Annotated in this window: 12 protein-coding genes; 6 read left to right on the forward strand and 6 right to left on the reverse strand. The window is 70.6% G+C overall.

Features of this window, described 5'->3' with window-relative positions; genetic code table 11:
- Nucleotides 1-61: 61 nt before the first annotated feature.
- A complete protein-coding gene (gene arsB, locus FEZ32_RS12585) occupies nt 62-874 on the reverse strand; it encodes an ACR3 family arsenite efflux transporter (RefSeq protein ID WP_276338767.1) in 813 nt (270 codons plus the stop codon).
- Between arsB and FEZ32_RS14255 the strand changes: the two genes are divergently transcribed.
- Nucleotides 873-1202, forward strand: a complete 330-nt coding sequence (locus FEZ32_RS14255; protein ID WP_276338768.1) for a hypothetical protein — start codon at nt 873-875, stop codon at nt 1200-1202. The two genes, arsB and FEZ32_RS14255, sit on opposite strands and share 2 nt — an antisense overlap.
- Nucleotides 1203-1442: 240 nt before the next feature.
- Here FEZ32_RS14255 and FEZ32_RS12590 read toward each other — a convergent pair whose 3' ends face one another.
- Entirely contained in the window at nt 1443-2837 is a 1395-nt protein-coding gene (locus FEZ32_RS12590; RefSeq protein WP_002546834.1) for an FAD-dependent oxidoreductase, read from the reverse strand.
- Nucleotides 2838-2864: 27 nt separating this feature from the next.
- Nucleotides 2865-3212: an ArsR/SmtB family transcription factor gene (locus FEZ32_RS12595; protein WP_002546835.1), complete on the reverse strand. Its 348-nt coding sequence runs from the start codon at nt 3210-3212 to the stop codon at nt 2865-2867.
- A 112-nt stretch (nt 3213-3324) separates the two neighbouring features.
- Here FEZ32_RS12595 and arsD point away from each other — a divergent pair, with 112 nt between their 5' ends.
- The gene (gene arsD / locus FEZ32_RS12600; RefSeq protein WP_008598604.1) at nt 3325-3747 is read left to right on the forward strand and encodes an arsenite efflux transporter metallochaperone ArsD; all 423 of its coding nucleotides are present in this window, start codon (nt 3325-3327) and stop codon (nt 3745-3747) included.
- A 22-nt stretch (nt 3748-3769) separates the two neighbouring features.
- Nucleotides 3770-5536, forward strand: a complete 1767-nt coding sequence (gene arsA, locus FEZ32_RS12605) for an arsenical pump-driving ATPase (RefSeq protein WP_456236348.1) — start codon at nt 3770-3772, stop codon at nt 5534-5536.
- Nucleotides 5537-5609: 73 nt separating this feature from the next.
- Here the strand turns inward: arsA and istB are convergent, their stop codons facing one another.
- From istB to FEZ32_RS12620, 3 genes are all read right to left on the reverse strand, one after another.
- Nucleotides 5610-6419 (reverse strand): IS21-like element helper ATPase IstB, encoded by an 810-nt coding sequence (istB, locus tag FEZ32_RS12610; RefSeq protein ID WP_138680727.1) that lies wholly within the window; start codon nt 6417-6419, stop codon nt 5610-5612.
- Nucleotides 6416-8077 (reverse strand): IS21 family transposase, encoded by a 1662-nt coding sequence (istA, locus tag FEZ32_RS12615; protein WP_138680728.1) that lies wholly within the window; start codon nt 8075-8077, stop codon nt 6416-6418. The genes istB and istA overlap by 4 nt, the downstream gene beginning before the upstream one ends.
- Before the next feature lie 407 nt (nt 8078-8484).
- The gene (locus FEZ32_RS12620; protein ID WP_015069156.1) at nt 8485-8970 is read right to left on the reverse strand and encodes a pyridoxamine 5'-phosphate oxidase family protein; all 486 of its coding nucleotides are present in this window, start codon (nt 8968-8970) and stop codon (nt 8485-8487) included.
- 298 nt (nt 8971-9268) lie between these two features.
- On the opposite strand from FEZ32_RS12620, the gene sbnA reads away from it, so the two are divergent.
- From sbnA to FEZ32_RS12635, 3 genes are all read left to right on the forward strand, one after another.
- On the forward strand, nt 9269-10456 hold the full coding sequence (gene sbnA, locus FEZ32_RS12625) for a 2,3-diaminopropionate biosynthesis protein SbnA (RefSeq protein WP_097798981.1): 1188 nt from the start codon (nt 9269-9271) through the stop codon (nt 10454-10456).
- A gap of 88 nt (nt 10457-10544) precedes the next feature.
- Complete coding sequence (locus tag FEZ32_RS12630) at nt 10545-12530, forward strand: FAD/NAD(P)-binding protein (protein ID WP_138680729.1); 1986 nt, start codon at nt 10545-10547, stop codon at nt 12528-12530.
- Nucleotides 12531-12541: 11 nt separating this feature from the next.
- The gene (locus tag FEZ32_RS12635) at nt 12542-14251 is read left to right on the forward strand and encodes a type III PLP-dependent enzyme domain-containing protein (protein WP_138680730.1); all 1710 of its coding nucleotides are present in this window, start codon (nt 12542-12544) and stop codon (nt 14249-14251) included.
- Nucleotides 14252-14385: the final 134 nt, after the last annotated feature.

Raw genomic sequence — 14385 nt, forward strand, 5'->3', positions numbered from 1 at the left:
TGGCCGGGTCACTGGGTGGGTGGTGTGGTGATGGGCGCTCCTGTGGGGGTGAGAAGGCTGGTCAGTGCTGGCTGTCGACGGGGTAGCGTTTGCGCAGCCAGAGGCTGATGTAGACGAGTCCGATGAGGGCCGGGACCTCGATCAGGGGGCCGACGACGCCGGCGAGGGCTTGGCCGGAGGTGACACCGAAGGTGGAGATGGCGACGGCGATGGCGAGTTCGAAGTTGTTGCCGGCGGCGGTGAAGGCGAGGGTGGTGGTGCGTTCGTAGCCCAGGTGCAGACTCCGTCCGAGCAGGTGGCCGATGCCCCACATGACCGCGAAGTAGACCAGGAGCGGCAGGGCGATGCGGACGACGTCGAGGGGGCGGCTGGTGATCTGTTCGCCCTGCAGGGCGAACAGCACGACGATGGTGAACAGAAGCCCGTACAGCGCCCAGGGGCCGATCTTCGGCAGGAAGCTGTGCTCGTAGGTTTCGCGGCCCCAGGCGTTCTCGCCCAGGGTGCGTGTCAGGTATCCGGCGACCAGCGGGATGCCGAGGAAGATCAGGACGCTCTTGGCGATCTGCCAGGCGGAGACGTTCAGGCTGGTCTGCTCGAGGCCGAGCCAGGAGGGCAGGGCGGACAGGTAGAACCAGCCGAGCGCGGCGAAGGCGACGACTTGGAAGATCGAGTTGATCGCGACGAGCACGGCGGCCGCTTCGCGGTCACCGCAGGCCAGGTCGTTCCAGATGATGACCATGGCGATGCAGCGCGCGAGCCCGACGATGATCAGGCCGGTGCGGTAGGTGGGCAGGTCGGCGAGGAAGGTCCATGCCAGCGTGAACATCACAAAGGGACCGACGACCCAGTTCAGCAGCAGGCTGGAGACCAGCATGCTGCTGAACTGGGTCGTCGGTCCCGAGCCGGTCGTATCGGACCTTGGCGAGCACCGGGTACATCATCACGAGCAGCCCGATGCTGATGGGCAGCGAGACGCCGTCCACCTCGACGGCGGCCAGCGCCGTGCCGATGCCGGGGACGACACGGCCCAGCAGGAGCCCGACGACCATGGCCGCGAGGATCCACACGGGCAGGTAGCGATCGAGCGTGGACAGCTGCTGCGCCACGGGCGTCCGGGTCGGTGTGGACGGTGGTTCGGTGGTGATTACGGCCATGACTACCTCACATTGACGATCATCGATATGAACGTCCTCATCATATAGACAACCGTCAATATGACAAGTCACGGGGTGTTCGTCGTCGAGATTCAACCCTTTCGGGTGCGTCGGGGTGCGGCCGTGGAGCTAGGCCGGGTGGAGGTCACCTGTCATGGCGGGGGTGGGGATGGCTTGGCGGCGGCGTGCTGACGATTGGCCCGTCGGGGGTGTGGGCGGGTGGTGAGCGCGCGCTGAGGAGCGCCCCCGGGGTTCACGCTCGGCGGGGGCGCTCATTACTGCAAGGGGTCAGGGTTGGGTGCGAGTGCTCGCTGGCTGGTGCTGGGTCACCCATGCCTGCGCGGCGATCTGGATGGCGTCCCAGGGCGAGCCCAGCGGCGGTGTGTAGGCGAGGTCGAGGTCATTGATGTCGGCCACGTCCATGCCGTGGAAGAGCGCGGTGGCGTAGGTGTCGACCCGCTTGGCGGTCTCGGTGGTCAGGTGCCCGACGAGCTGGGCACCTAGCAGCCTGCCGGTGGCGCGGTCGCCGGTGATGCGGATGGTAATGGGGTGGGATCCCGGGTAGTAGGCCTTGTGGTCGTCGGGCGCCGAGGTGGTGCTGGCGGGGTCGAACCCGGCGGCGATGGCTTCGTGCTCCCGCAGCCCGGTGCGGGCTGCGACCAGGTCGAACACCTTGAGCACCTGGGTGCCGATGCTGCCCGCGAATCGGGCGTTGCCGCCCAGCGCGTTCTCGCCGGCGACCCGTCCCTGTTTGTGGGAGGTGGTGCCCAGTGGGAGGTAGGTGGTGCCGAGCAGGCGATGGTGGGTGGCCACGCAGTCGCCGGCGGCCCACACGTGTGGCAGGCCGGTGGCCATCGTCTCGTCGACGAGCACCGCACCGCGGGGCCCTGTCTGGGCTCCAGATCGGACGAGCAGGTCGGTCTCGGGGGTGACACCGACCACGACCAGAACGAGGTCCACATCCCACGACAGGGCTTCGCCGTCTCTGGCCTGACCGGTCACGTGCAGGCCGTCAGCACCCTTGGCTATGCCGGTGACGCTCGTACCGGTGTGGATATCGACCCCGTGCCGCACGAGTTCGGCATGGACGAGGGTACCGAGTTCGGGGTCGAGGGTGGACAGTACCTCGGGGGCGGCCTCGACCTGGGTGACGTGGATGCCGCGGGTGGTGAGGCCTTCGGCCATCTCCAGGCCGATGTAGCCGGCGCCGACAACCAAGGCGGTGCGCGGCTGCAGCTTCTCGAGGGAGTCGCCCAGGGCGAAGGTGTCGCCCATGGAGTGCAACAGGTGGACGCCGTCGGCGGCGCCGAGGGTGTCGAGTCCGGTGATCGGGGGACGCACGGGCCGGGCGCCGGTGCCGACCACCAGCGCGTCGTAGTCGACCAGGGCGGGGGTGTCGTCGGGTCCGATGGCCTCGAGCTGACGGGCGTCGACGTCGATGCGGGTGGCGCGCGTGTCGAGCAGCAGGTGCAGGCCCGCGGCCTCCAGGTCGGCGCGGGTGCGGTGTGCCAGGTGGTGCCAGTCTCCGACCTCGCCGGAGATGTAGTAGGGGATCCCGCAGATGGAGAAGTTCGGGTAGGCGTCGGCCACCACGACGGTGACCTCGGTCGACGGGTCGAGTTCGCGGGCACGCAGCCCCGCGGAGATGCCGGCATCGCTGCCGCCGACGCACACAACGTGCATGGGGATGTCCTTTCGGGTCGCCGGGCCTCAGCCCAGCATGGCGAGGTACTCGTGCAACGCGGCCAGCCCTTCGGGTCGCGGGGTGAAGTGCGCCCACTTGCCGCGCATTTCCTTGTCCACCAGCCCGGCCTCGACCAGCTTCTTCAGGTGGTGTGACAGCGTCGGCTGGGTCACGCCGAACACCTCGGGCATGTGGCACGCGCACACGCTGGAGCACCGGCTGGCCGCGATGTGGTGCAGGATCCGCAGCCGCACCGGGTCAGCGAGCGCCTTCACGACGAGCGCAACCCGTTCCGCCTGCTCCATCGAGATCGTGCCACCACCCGGCGCGCAGGCCTCGGCGGCGGCCATCGGGGCTTCCAGCAGTTCGGTCATGCAGACATGCTACCCGCTCATATTGACACCTGTCGATATGTGTGCCACGCTCACTCATATCGACGGTCATCAATGCGTGATGGTCGTCCTCCACCCGAGCCGGAGGTTTCCCATGCCCGTCATCCGTGTCTTCGAACCTGCACTGTGTTGCAACACCGGGGTCTGCGGCCCCGACCTCGACCAGGAGCTGGTCGACTTCACCGCCGCGGTCAACGCCCTCAAGGCGCAGGGGGTGGACGTCCACCGCGCCAATCTGGCCAGCGAGCCGGCGCAGTTCGCGGAGCACCCCGTGGTCGTCAAGTTCCTGCAGGCCGCCGGCTCCGAGGGGCTACCCCTGACGCTGGTCGACGACGTCACCGTGCTGGCCGGCCGCCACCCGCGCCGCGACGAGCTGGAGCGCTACGCCGGCCTGAACCCGACGAAGGACGCCCAGCCCCAGGGCGGATGCTGCGGCCCGCAGCAGGAAGCCCCCGCCGCGTCCACTGGCTGCTGTGGGCAGCCCGCCACTACCAGCACCGTGTCCGGCTGCTGCTGACCCCGACTCGAACTTTCAGGAGATGGTGATGACCCAGTTTCTCGACAACCCGCCCCCGCACTTTTTCTTCACTGGCAAGGGCGGTGTCGGCAAGACCAGCATCGCGTGCGCCACGGCCGTGCACCTCGCCCACCAGGGCAAGCGGGTGCTGCTGGTCAGCACCGACCCGGCGAGCAACATCGCCCAGGTGTTCGGTGCCACCATCGGCAACAAGATCACCCCGATTCCGCAGGTGCCCGGCCTCGACGCGCTGGAGATTGACCCCGACGAGGCCGCTGAGGCCTACCGCAACAAGATCCTGGAACCGGTGCGCGCGGTCCTGCCCATCAAGGAGATCGAGGCCATCACCGAGCAGCTGTCGGGCTCCTGCACCACCGAGATCGCCTCGTTCAACGAGTTCACCGACCTGCTCGCCGACACCCAGGCCACCGCCGGCTACGACCACGTCATCTTCGACACCGCCCCCACCGGCCACACCATCCGCCTGCTGCAGCTGCCCGGCAGCTGGACCAGCTACCTTGACAACGGCAAGGGCGACGCGTCCTGTCTGGGGCCCATGAGCGGGCTCGAGAAGAACCGCGCCACCTACCGCGCCGCCGTCGAGGCCCTCACCGACCCCACCAGCACCCGCCTGGTGCTCGTCGCCCGGGCCCAGCAGTCCACGCTGCGCGAGGTCGCCCGCACCCTGGACGAGCTCGCCGAGCTCGACATCCACGCCACCAACCTGGTCGTCAACGGCGTCTTGCCCGCCGCGGCCGCCACCGACGACCTGTCCCGCGCCATCCACGACCGCGAACAGGCCGCGCTCGCTGCCATGCCTGCCGCCCTGGCAGCCCTGCCCCGCGACACGGTGAGCCTCAAGAGCGTCAACATGGTCGGCCTGGAGGCACTCGCCACCCTGTTCCACGACGAGGACGCCCCGCAGGCCGACGCGCAGGACACCGGCGGGCAGGGCATCGGCCAGCAGCCGCACCTCGCCGGCCTGGTCGATGCCCTGCCCGCCGAGGCCGACCATGGGCTCGTGATGACGATGGGCAAGGGCGGTGTCGGCAAGACCACCGTCGCAGCCGCCATCGCCATCGCCCTGGTCCAGCGCGGCAAGAAGGTCCTGCTCACCACCACCGATCCCGCCGCGCACCTGTCGACCACCCTCGGCAACGACGTCGACGGGCTCGAGGTCAGCGCCATCGACCCTGAGAAGGCCATCCAGGAGTACCGCGACCACGTCATGGCCTCCAAGGGCGCCAAGCTCGACGACGCCGGCCGCGCCGCCCTCGCCGAGGACCTCATGAGCCCCTGCACCGAGGAGATCGCCGTCTTCCAGCAGTTCAGCCGCGCCGTGAACAAGGCCCGCGACCAGTTCGTCATCATGGACACCGCCCCCACCGGCCACACCCTGCTCCTGATGGACGCCACCGGTTCCTACCACCGCGACATCACCCGCCACCTCGACGACGACCAGCGCGGCCACGTCACCACCCCGCTGATGCGGCTCCAAGACCCCGACCACACCAAGATCATCGTGGTCACCCTGCCCGAGACCACCCCCGTCACCGAGGCGCAGGCCCTGGCCAGCGACCTGGAACGCGCCAACATCCACCCGTGGGCGTGGGTCGTGAACAACTCCCTCGCGGCAGCCCACCCCACCAGCCCACTGCTCGCCACCCGCGCACGCTCCGAGCAACAGCAGCTGGACGCGGTGGCCGCCACCACCAACCGCATGGCCGTCATCCCCACCCAGACCCGCGAACCCGTCGGCACGCAACAGCTCACCGCTCTCAGCAACTGACTCAGGGAGTGACGCCTACCCGCCGGACCCAACTGGTGGATCCGGCGGTAGGCGACTGCCTATTTGCAGGGTGTCACCCGGCCTGTCGGGCTCGGGTGTGGGCGAGGCGGTAGGAGTTGGTGCCGGTTTCGATGATGGTGGCGTTGTAGGTGAGGCGCTCGACGATCGCGGCGCACAGGCGGGGGTCGGTGAAGGTGTCGGTCCAGGCGGAGAAGGACTGGTTGGAGGCGATCGCGATGGCGTTCTTCTCCTCGCGTTCGGTGAGGACTTGGAACAGCAGTTCGGCGCCTCGCCGGTCGAGTTCCATGTAGCCGAGCTCGTCAATGACGAGGAGGTCGACGCGGCCGTAGCGGTTGATGGTCTTGGTGAGTTGTTTCTCGTCGGCGGCTTCGACGAGCTCGTTCACGAGGCGGGTGGCGAGGGTGTATCGGACGCGGTAGCCCTGTTCGGCGGCGGCGGTGCCGAGTGCGATGAGCAGGTGGGATTTGCCGGTGCCGGAGTCCCCGATGAGGCACAGGGGGTCGCCGCGGCGGATCCAGTCGCCGGTGGCGAGTTCGTTGATGGTGGCGGGGTTGATGCTGGGGTTCGCGGTGAAGTCGAAGTCGGCGAGCCATTTCTCGCGGGGGAAGCCGGCGCTCTTGATGCGGCGCAGGGTGGAGCGGCGGTCGCGGTCGTCGACCTCGGCCAGGAGGAGTTCGGCGAGGAAGCCTTGGTAGGTGAGTTGTTCCTTGGTGGCGGCCGTCACGGCGTCGTCGACGACGGCGCGGATGGTGGGCAGCCGCAGCCGGCGGCAGGCCTGGTCGATCGCGGCTTGGGCGGCTTGTTCGGTCAGGCCCTGACGTCGGCGAAGGCTCGCGGGGCGGCTGGTGCTGGTGGTGGTCATGGGGTTCCTGTCGGGGTGTGGTGGTGGGCCTCGGCGGGGGCCGGGGTGGGGTTGGGTTGGCGGCGGCGCAGGAGTTCGTCGTAGGCGGTGACGGTGGGCAGGGGCCGGGTGTCGGCCGGTAGCGCGGCGATCAGCGAGTTCGAGTCGGTGTGGCGGCGCGGTGGCAGGTTCACCACGGTGCCGCCGCGCTGCGGCGCGGGCGCGGTGTGGCTGACGCTGTGGCGTCGGGCCTCGACGGCGACGACGTCGGCCGAGACGGCCCCGACGGACAGGGCCGAGGTGATCCCGGCGATCACCGCCTCGGCCGGCAGGGAGCGGTGGAGCAGGAGCACGTCGATCAACTCCTGGGTGCCCGCGACGTCGCCGCTGGTCTTGCGGGCGGCAGCCCAGAACGCGTCGTGGGCGGCGGTGAACGCCCCCGCGGCTCTGGCTTGGGCCAGGGCGGTCGAGCCGGGGAACGCGCCGGGCTTGTGGCGCAGAACCTCGAGGTAGTGGTCCAGCTCGACCCGGGTCACCCCACGCGTGCCGAGGCGGGGATGGGTGGCGACCACGGTGCGGCCCTCGAACACGACCACGCACGAGGCCCGCAGACTGACCCGGACGCGCTGCCCGATCAGGTGCGCCGGAACGGAGTACTTGACCATGCGCACGGTGATCAGGGCGGAGCGGTCGACGCGCGGGTGGAGGATCAGGCCGGGGTCGAAGTCATCGGCCGGCAACGGTGCCAGGTGGTCGAGTTCGGCGCGGTGGTCCTGCCCGATCGTGTTCGCATGGCCGGCGATCCGGCGGGTGTTGTCGTCGACTTCCCAGACACGGATCTGGTCGTTGAGTTCGTCCAGGCTGGCGACCTCGGGCATCGGGGTGAGGTGGTTGCGGCGGAACCAGCCGACCTCGCCCTCGACACCGCCCTTCTCATGGGCGCCGTCGATGCCGGGCTGGCAGTAGAACGCGTCGAAGCCGTAGTGGGACTTGAACAGAACCCAGCGTTCGTTCTCCTCGCGGAGCCGGTCACCGCCATGGATTACCTGCACGACCGCGGACGTGAGGTTGTCGTAGCGGATGTGGCGGGTCGGGATGCCGCCCAGGGCGTGGAAGGCCTCGATGTGGCCTTCGAGGAAGGCCTCCTGCCCGCCGGTCGGGTAGACGCGGTGGATCGCCTTGCCCGAGTGCGACAGGCGGTAGACGAACATGTGGCACTTGGTCTTGACGCCGTCGAGGATCACATACACCTCGCCGAAGTCGACCTCGGCCTCCGCGCCGGGGGCGTGGTCCTGCGGCACCATCGCCTCCACCCGCCGCCCGGCCTCCAGCTCGATCTGCGCCCGCCGGGTCCTGACATAGTCCCGCACCGTCGAGTAGGACAGGTCCGTGGCACCGTGCTCGTCACGCAACCTGGCCAGGATCCTCGTGGCGGTGTGGCGCTGCTTGCGCGGCGCGGTCAGGTCATAGCGCAGCATCTGGTCGATCGCCGGCTTGTACGGGTCCAGACGTGGTGCGGACCGTACCGGGGTCTTGCGGGGCGGGGGTTCGGCTGCCGCGAGGGCCTGGCGAATGGTGCGGCGGTGCACCCCGTGCTTGCGCGCGAGCTCGCGGATGGACAGGCCATCGACTCGCGCGTCGTGGCGGATGTCGGCAAACAGTTGCACTCGTGATCCCATCTTGGCTCCCTTGCCCTCGCGACTGGTTCCCAGTGATGGGGACCAGCGTGAAGGGGTGGGGCCAGTTCAGACCGTCAACACCCCGGCAAGTCGCACGCGGGGCCAGATCAGGCCGTCACAACGGGGCCAAACCAAGCTGTCACAACCACCCCAGTGCACCGCAGGTCCCAAAGAATCGCTAATGGCGGTTCATGGTGTGACATGGGGGCTCCGGAGCTCACCGGGGCTCCTGGCCCGCGCACCAGCTGCACTGCACCAGCAAAGGACGATTACGTTCCAGGACCTCGCGATCGTGGAACGGAATCGTCCTTCTTGTGACTGGACAGCACGAAGGCCAGGGCACCTGCAACACGTCGCAGGCGCCCTGGCCTCTGTGGCCCCGTCGCGGGGGGGCGGTTACCCGAGCATCACAGCTCCGTGGTCCCCGTCCCGCCGGGGGTGTCGCCGCCGGTGACCTTGGCCTTGAGGATCTGGGCCACACCTGCGACCTTGCCACCGGGCAGGCCCCAGTACTGTGCGGACTCACTGGTGACCAGCACCAGGGCCAGGTTCGGATCGTCCACGCCGTCGGGGAAGTAGCTCTTGGCGGAGTCGTCCCACAGCTCGGCGATCTTGGCGCGGTCCTCGACGAACTTGGCCCTGCCCGCCACGGACAACCAGGATCCGGCCTCGGAGACGTTGAGGTTCACCTCGGGGCCCTGACGCAGGGCGTCGGCCTGATCGCCCTGCAGGCCCACGAACAGCCACACATCAGCATCGTCGGTGACGTCCTGGACGGTCATGGGGTGGGACAGCAGCTTGCCGTCGGCGCGGGCGGTGGTCAGCATGACGATGCTGGTGCCGCGCAGCTTCTCGACGACGTCCTGCTGGGTGAAGTCCTGGTCGGTGCTCACGGTTCCTCCATCGGGTCGAGCGGGTGGTCGAACGGGGTGCGGGCCCCTGGGCCACACCTGGATGAGCGGGCGCGCCGACGTCGGGCGGCCGCGCCCGGTGATGCGTCGACCGTAGGCTCCGCACCTGCGACGGGCACCCAGGAACCCGACCGACCGGTCCCGGGATGCCAGGCAGCTCGTCGCGCACTCCGGCGGCCACCAGCACCCTTCGGGACCGGATGCGGGTGCCACGCCCCCTCGACCATTCGGTCACAGCAGGCCGTCCGTTCATGGGGCCTGCATGTTGTAGCGTGGCCAGGTGACCCACACCTCCGGCTCCCCGCAGCGGGAGCATACCAGCAGCACGCCCGCGGATGACCGGCCGCCCGCCACCCCCACCGAGGCGGCCACCAGCGGACCCGACATCCCCGTCGGCCTCGACAACGCCCCGGAGGGCCCGGGCGTCTCCGCGGCGGGGTTCGCGTCCCCCGTGCCCGCGATCGTGGCCGGGATCAGCGAGGCCATCGGGAACACTCCCCTGATCCGTCTGGACTCCCTGTTCCCCGACTCCGGGGTGGAGATCCTGGCGAAGCTGGAGTCGGTGAACCCGGGCGGCTCCACCAAGGACCGGCCGGCGATGGGCATGGTGCGCGACGCCCTGCAGACCGGGCGACTGGCCCCCGGCGGCACCGTGGTGGAGTCCTCCTCCGGCAACCTTGGCGTGGCCCTGGCCCGTGCCTGCAACGCCCACGACGTGCGGTTCGTGTGCGTGGTCGACGCCCGTACCAACGCCACCACCGTGCGCACCATCCAGGCGCTCGGCGGGGAGATCGACCTGGTGTCCGAGCCCGATCCAGCTACCGGCGACCTGCTCACCGCCCGCTTCAACCGGGTCAAGGAGCTGCTGGAGGAGATCCCCGATGCGGTGAACCTGTACCAGTACGGCAATCCCGCCAATCCCCGTGCCCACTACGACGGCACCATGCGGGAGATCGCCGAGGCCACCGGGCACCAGGTGGACGTGCTGATGGCGGCGGTGTCCACGACCGGAACCATCGGCGGCTGCTCCGCGTACATCCGCGACCACGACATGAGCACCCGCGCGATCGCGGTCGACGCGGTGGGCTCGGTTCTGTTCGGTGGCACCGCCGCGCCCCGCCCCCTGCCCGGCATGGGTGCGGGCGTGGTCACCGAGCTGTCCCGCCAGGTTCAACCCGATCAGGTGATCCGCGTGGAGGGCCTGGACTGCGTGGTGGGCGCCCGGCACCTGGCACGCAGCGAGGGCATCCTGGCCGGGGGCTCCACCGGCGGCATCGTGCATGCCCTGGGCGGGCTGATCCCCAGCCTCGAGCCCGGCACCCGCGTGGTGTTCGTGGTGCACGACGGCGGCGTTCCCTACCTGGAGACCGTGTACGACGACCAGTGGGTGCGGGAGAACCTCGACGCCGACACGGACGCGATCGCGGAGGGGATCGAGCAGCTGCGCAGGACCGCCCGCCGTGGCTGAGCAGCCCTCCGTCCGGGCCGGCACGGCCCATCCGGCCCGCAGCGACGGTGCTGCCCGCCCGATTCGCGACGACCGCACTGCACCGCCCATGGCAGCCGCTGAGACACCGCTTCGCCCGGCCGCCGATGCGCCGCTGCGGCTCGCCGTCGTCGGTGCCGGACCGAAGGCGCTGTACGCGCTGGAGGAACTGACCGCGCTGCTGGATGCTGCGGGCTCCGCCACGGCCACCGCCGACGACGCGGGAGCTGCGGCCTCCGAATCGTCAGCAGCATCCGGCCTGATCGTGACGGTGATCGATCCTGTCGCCGTGCCGGGTACGGGCGCCGCCTACCACTCCGGCCAGCCGCACCACCTGCGGCTGAACGTGACCGCGGCGATCCTGGATGAGCCCGCCACCGGCGACTTCCCCGCGTACCCCAGTTGGGTGCAGGACCCGTACCCGCCGCTGGCCGACGAGCCGTACCCGCCGCGCGCGGTGGTCGGCGAGTACCTCGCCCAGCGCTGGCAGCAGATGATCCATGGTCTCTCCCGGCATGCCCGCGTGGAGCACGCCCGGGCCCGGGTGACGGACCTGCGGCGCGAGGGCAGCGCCTGGCATCTGACCACCGACGCTGCTCCCGCGGACGTCGGCCCGGTGGACGAGGTGCTGATCGCCACCGGTCACGCCGCTGGCCACCGGGGCGCCCTGGTGCACCACTGGAGTTCACCCCTCCCCCTGGTCCCGGCGGTGCTGCCCGCTGAGCGGATGCTCAGCGCCGAGCAGGTCCCACCCGGTTCCCGGGTCGCGGTGCGCGGCGGGGCGCTGACCTTCATCGACGCCTGCCTGACCCTCACCGAGGGCCGCGGCGGCACCTTCACCGAGAGCACCGAGGTCGACGCGAGCGGCGGCACCGAGGCGGATGTCCCTGCCCGCCTGGTGCACCATCGCGGGCCGCACGAGCCGACCGTGATTCGGCCGATCACCCGGCAGGGTCTGCTGCTGGATGCGAAGCCGGACCCGGGATCACCCCTGACCGGGGCCGGCGAGCGCGCCGTCGAGCAGGCCCGCGCCCGATTCACCTCCGGCCAGGGCATGGGCCCGGACGCGGTGCTGGCGATCGTGGTCGATGCCGCCACCGCCATGCTCGAGGGGACACCCGCGCCCAAGAAGCACGCCAGTACCTCGGGACGGGATGCGCGCGACACCGTCGCTGGTTCTCGCGCGGCCGTCGAACACACGCTGAGCACCGGTGCGGAACCCGATCTGCCCCGCGGCGCGGGGCGCGCCGAGGCGGCGCTGCGTCGCAGTATCGAGACGGCCCAGGGCCACCGCTCGCCCGGTCCGGCCTGGGCGCTGGGTCGCGTGTGGCAGACCCTCTACTCCCTGGTCTCCGCCGCCCTGCGCGGCAGCGACGCCCCCGAGGAGGAGTGGGCGCGCTTCCGGCAGGCCGCGCAGGTGCTGGAGCGGTTCGCCTTCGGCCCTCCGCTGGTCAACGCCCGCAAGCTGCTGGCGATGATCGACTCCGGCGCGGTGGACCTGTCCTGGATGGATGGTGGGACGGGCATCGACGGCAACAGCATCCATGTCGCGCCCGTGACCGAGAGCTCCGACGCCACTGCCACCGGCCGGCATGTTGACGCCACTGCCACCGGCCGGCACGACGACGCACCGTCGGGCGGCGATGTCGACGTGGTGATCGACGCGGTGCTCACCCCGCCCGGTCTGCTGAACCTCACCGACGAGCTGGCGGGGTCGCTGCTGCACCGCGGCCTGGTGCAGGTGCGGCCCGGCAGGCGGGGGGCGATGATCGACGAGGCCGGCTCCCCCGTCGGCCGCGATGACGCGCCACTGGTCGCCCCCGACGGTCGGACCGTGGCCGGGCTCGCGCTGCTCGGGCGGCCCACAGAGGACCATGTCATCGGCCACGACTCGCTGAACCGCCACCTGCACCACGAGGGCCGATGCTGGGCCCGACGGATCGCGGACCGGGTTGCGGGCGTTGACGATGCCGCTCCCGCTGACGCGGCCGCCCCTGCCGCGCCGGCTGACGCAGCTGTTCCTGCCGCCCCCGCCCCCGCTGTCGCCCCCGAGTGAGAGGACCTGCCGTGACCGAGGAACCCACCCTGCGCGAGGCATGCCAGGGAACCCCGCCGCTGTCGGCTCGTCTGGAGCCGTGGATGCAGGAGCTGCTGGCGGACCCTGCGACCTGCAGCTCGCTGCTGGAGCGCTACGGAAGCCCGCTGAACGTGCACGACTTTTCCGCGCTGCCGCGCAACGCCGCAGAGCTCACGGAGGTGGCCGAGGGCTCCGGGGTGGACCTGCGGATCTTCGTGGCACGCAAGGCCAACAAGACCCTCGGCATGGTGCGTGCCGCGCATCGCGCCGGGCTGGGGGTCGACGTGGGCAGCGAGCGCGAGCTGGGCCAGGTGCTCGAGGCCGGTGTGCCGCCGCATGACGTGGTGGTCACCGCGGCCATCAAGCCCGATCCGGTGCTGCGCCTGGCCCTGGAGTCCCGCTCACTGCTGGTGATGGACAACCTCGACGAGGTGGCCGCCTCCCGGAGGGTCGCCGAGCAGGTCACCGGCGCCCGGAGCGCGGAACCAGGTCGCCCCGCGGACGGGGCCTCTGGTGCCCCCGAGCCGTTCCCCGTGGCGCTGCGCCTCGCGCCCAAGCCCAGCGACCTGATCCCGCCCACCCGCTTCGGGGAGTCGGCCCGCGCCTGGCTCGAGCTGATCGACTCCGGCGGCCTGGGCGACCTGCTGCGGGTGGACGGTGTGCACTTCCACCTGCACGGCTATGACCCGACCGCGCGCGCCACCGCCCTCGGGGAGGCGCTGGAGCTGATCGACGCGCTGCGCGAGCGCGGCCTGGCCCAGGATGGCGCGTTCGTGGACATCGGCGGCGGCATCCCGATGAGCTACCTGGACGATGCCGAGCAGTGGGACGCCTTCTGGCAGGCCCACGAGCGGCAGGCCCCGGAGTCGGGCCTCGGCGGGGGTGCTCGCGCGGCCGACGACGACCGGCCCGCGGCTGCCCCCGACGCCGGCGAGGACGCCCCCACCGCCCCGCTGACCTGGCGCCGGGAACCGCTGCGGCAGGTGTACCCCTACCACCAGCAGGTGATCCGCGGGCCCTGGCTGGAGCGGTTCCTGGGCCACGAGATCCGCCCGGGTGCCACTGCCGGGCAGGCCCTGCGAGAGCGCGGGGTGCAGCTGCGCTGCGAGCCGGGCCGCTCCATGATGGACGGTTGCGGCATGACGCTGGCGAGGGTCATCCAGCGCACCAGTGCCAGCGACGGCGTGCCCCTGGTGGGGCTGGAGATGAACCGCACCCAGTGCCGCTCCACCTCCGACGACTTCCTGGTGGACCCGATCCTGGTGCGCACCGGCACACGCGACGATGCCACGGATCCGTCGGTCGCCGGTGCCGGGCAGAGCAGGGCGAGCGAACGGTTCGAGGGGTTCCTGGTGGGCGCCTACTGCATCGAGGCCGAGCTGATCCTGCGTCGGCGCCTCGCGTTCCCGCAGGGTGTGGCCGTGGGCGATGTGATCGCCCTGCCCAACACCGCCGGGTACCTGATGCACATCCTGGAGAGCGCTTCCCACCAGATCCCCCTGGCCTCCAACGTGGAGCGCGTCGGCGGTGGGGAGGCAGGCGGATCCGGAGGTGACCACCCCAGCGCAGAGGTGGCGGACCGCAGCAGGATGGGCGGCACGGACCACAGCAGCACCGCCGTCGAAGGCAGCGATCCCCGTCCTGATGTGCCCGGGTTCAAGCGCGACGGCATCGACCGGGTGCTGCCCATCCGGGCCTGATCCCCCGCTTGAGAGCTCTGTGAGCACGCCTACATGCCGGGAATCTTCGGTCCACCGGTCGAGGTGGGCACAGATGCGTCCCGTCAGGTGCAGGTGCCGGCACGCACGGGGCGGCACGCGACCAGCTGACGGCG

Origin of the sequence: Acidipropionibacterium jensenii, from assembly GCF_005890135.1 — a bacterium.
Classification (GTDB): domain Bacteria; phylum Actinomycetota; class Actinomycetes; order Propionibacteriales; family Propionibacteriaceae; genus Acidipropionibacterium; species Acidipropionibacterium jensenii.

Excerpts from the sequence above, each read along its gene's own strand:
- FEZ32_RS14255 (WP_276338768.1), top strand. The coding sequence starts at position 873 with ATGCTGCTGAACTGGGTCGTCGGTCCCGAGCCGGTCGTATCGGACCTT.
- arsB (WP_276338767.1), bottom strand. The coding sequence starts at position 874 with ATGCTGGTCTCCAGCCTGCTGCTGAACTGGGTCGTCGGTCCCTTTGTG.
- FEZ32_RS12590 (WP_002546834.1), bottom strand. The coding sequence starts at position 2,837 with ATGCACGTTGTGTGCGTCGGCGGCAGCGATGCCGGCATCTCCGCGGGG.
- FEZ32_RS12595 (WP_002546835.1), bottom strand. The coding sequence starts at position 3,212 with ATGACCGAACTGCTGGAAGCCCCGATGGCCGCCGCCGAGGCCTGCGCG.
- arsD (WP_008598604.1), top strand. The coding sequence starts at position 3,325 with ATGCCCGTCATCCGTGTCTTCGAACCTGCACTGTGTTGCAACACCGGG.
- arsA (WP_456236348.1), top strand. The coding sequence starts at position 3,770 with ATGGTGATGACCCAGTTTCTCGACAACCCGCCCCCGCACTTTTTCTTC.
- istB (WP_138680727.1), bottom strand. The coding sequence starts at position 6,419 with ATGACCACCACCAGCACCAGCCGCCCCGCGAGCCTTCGCCGACGTCAG.
- istA (WP_138680728.1), bottom strand. The coding sequence starts at position 8,077 with ATGGGATCACGAGTGCAACTGTTTGCCGACATCCGCCACGACGCGCGA.
- FEZ32_RS12630 (WP_138680729.1), top strand. The coding sequence starts at position 10,545 with ATGGCAGCCGCTGAGACACCGCTTCGCCCGGCCGCCGATGCGCCGCTG.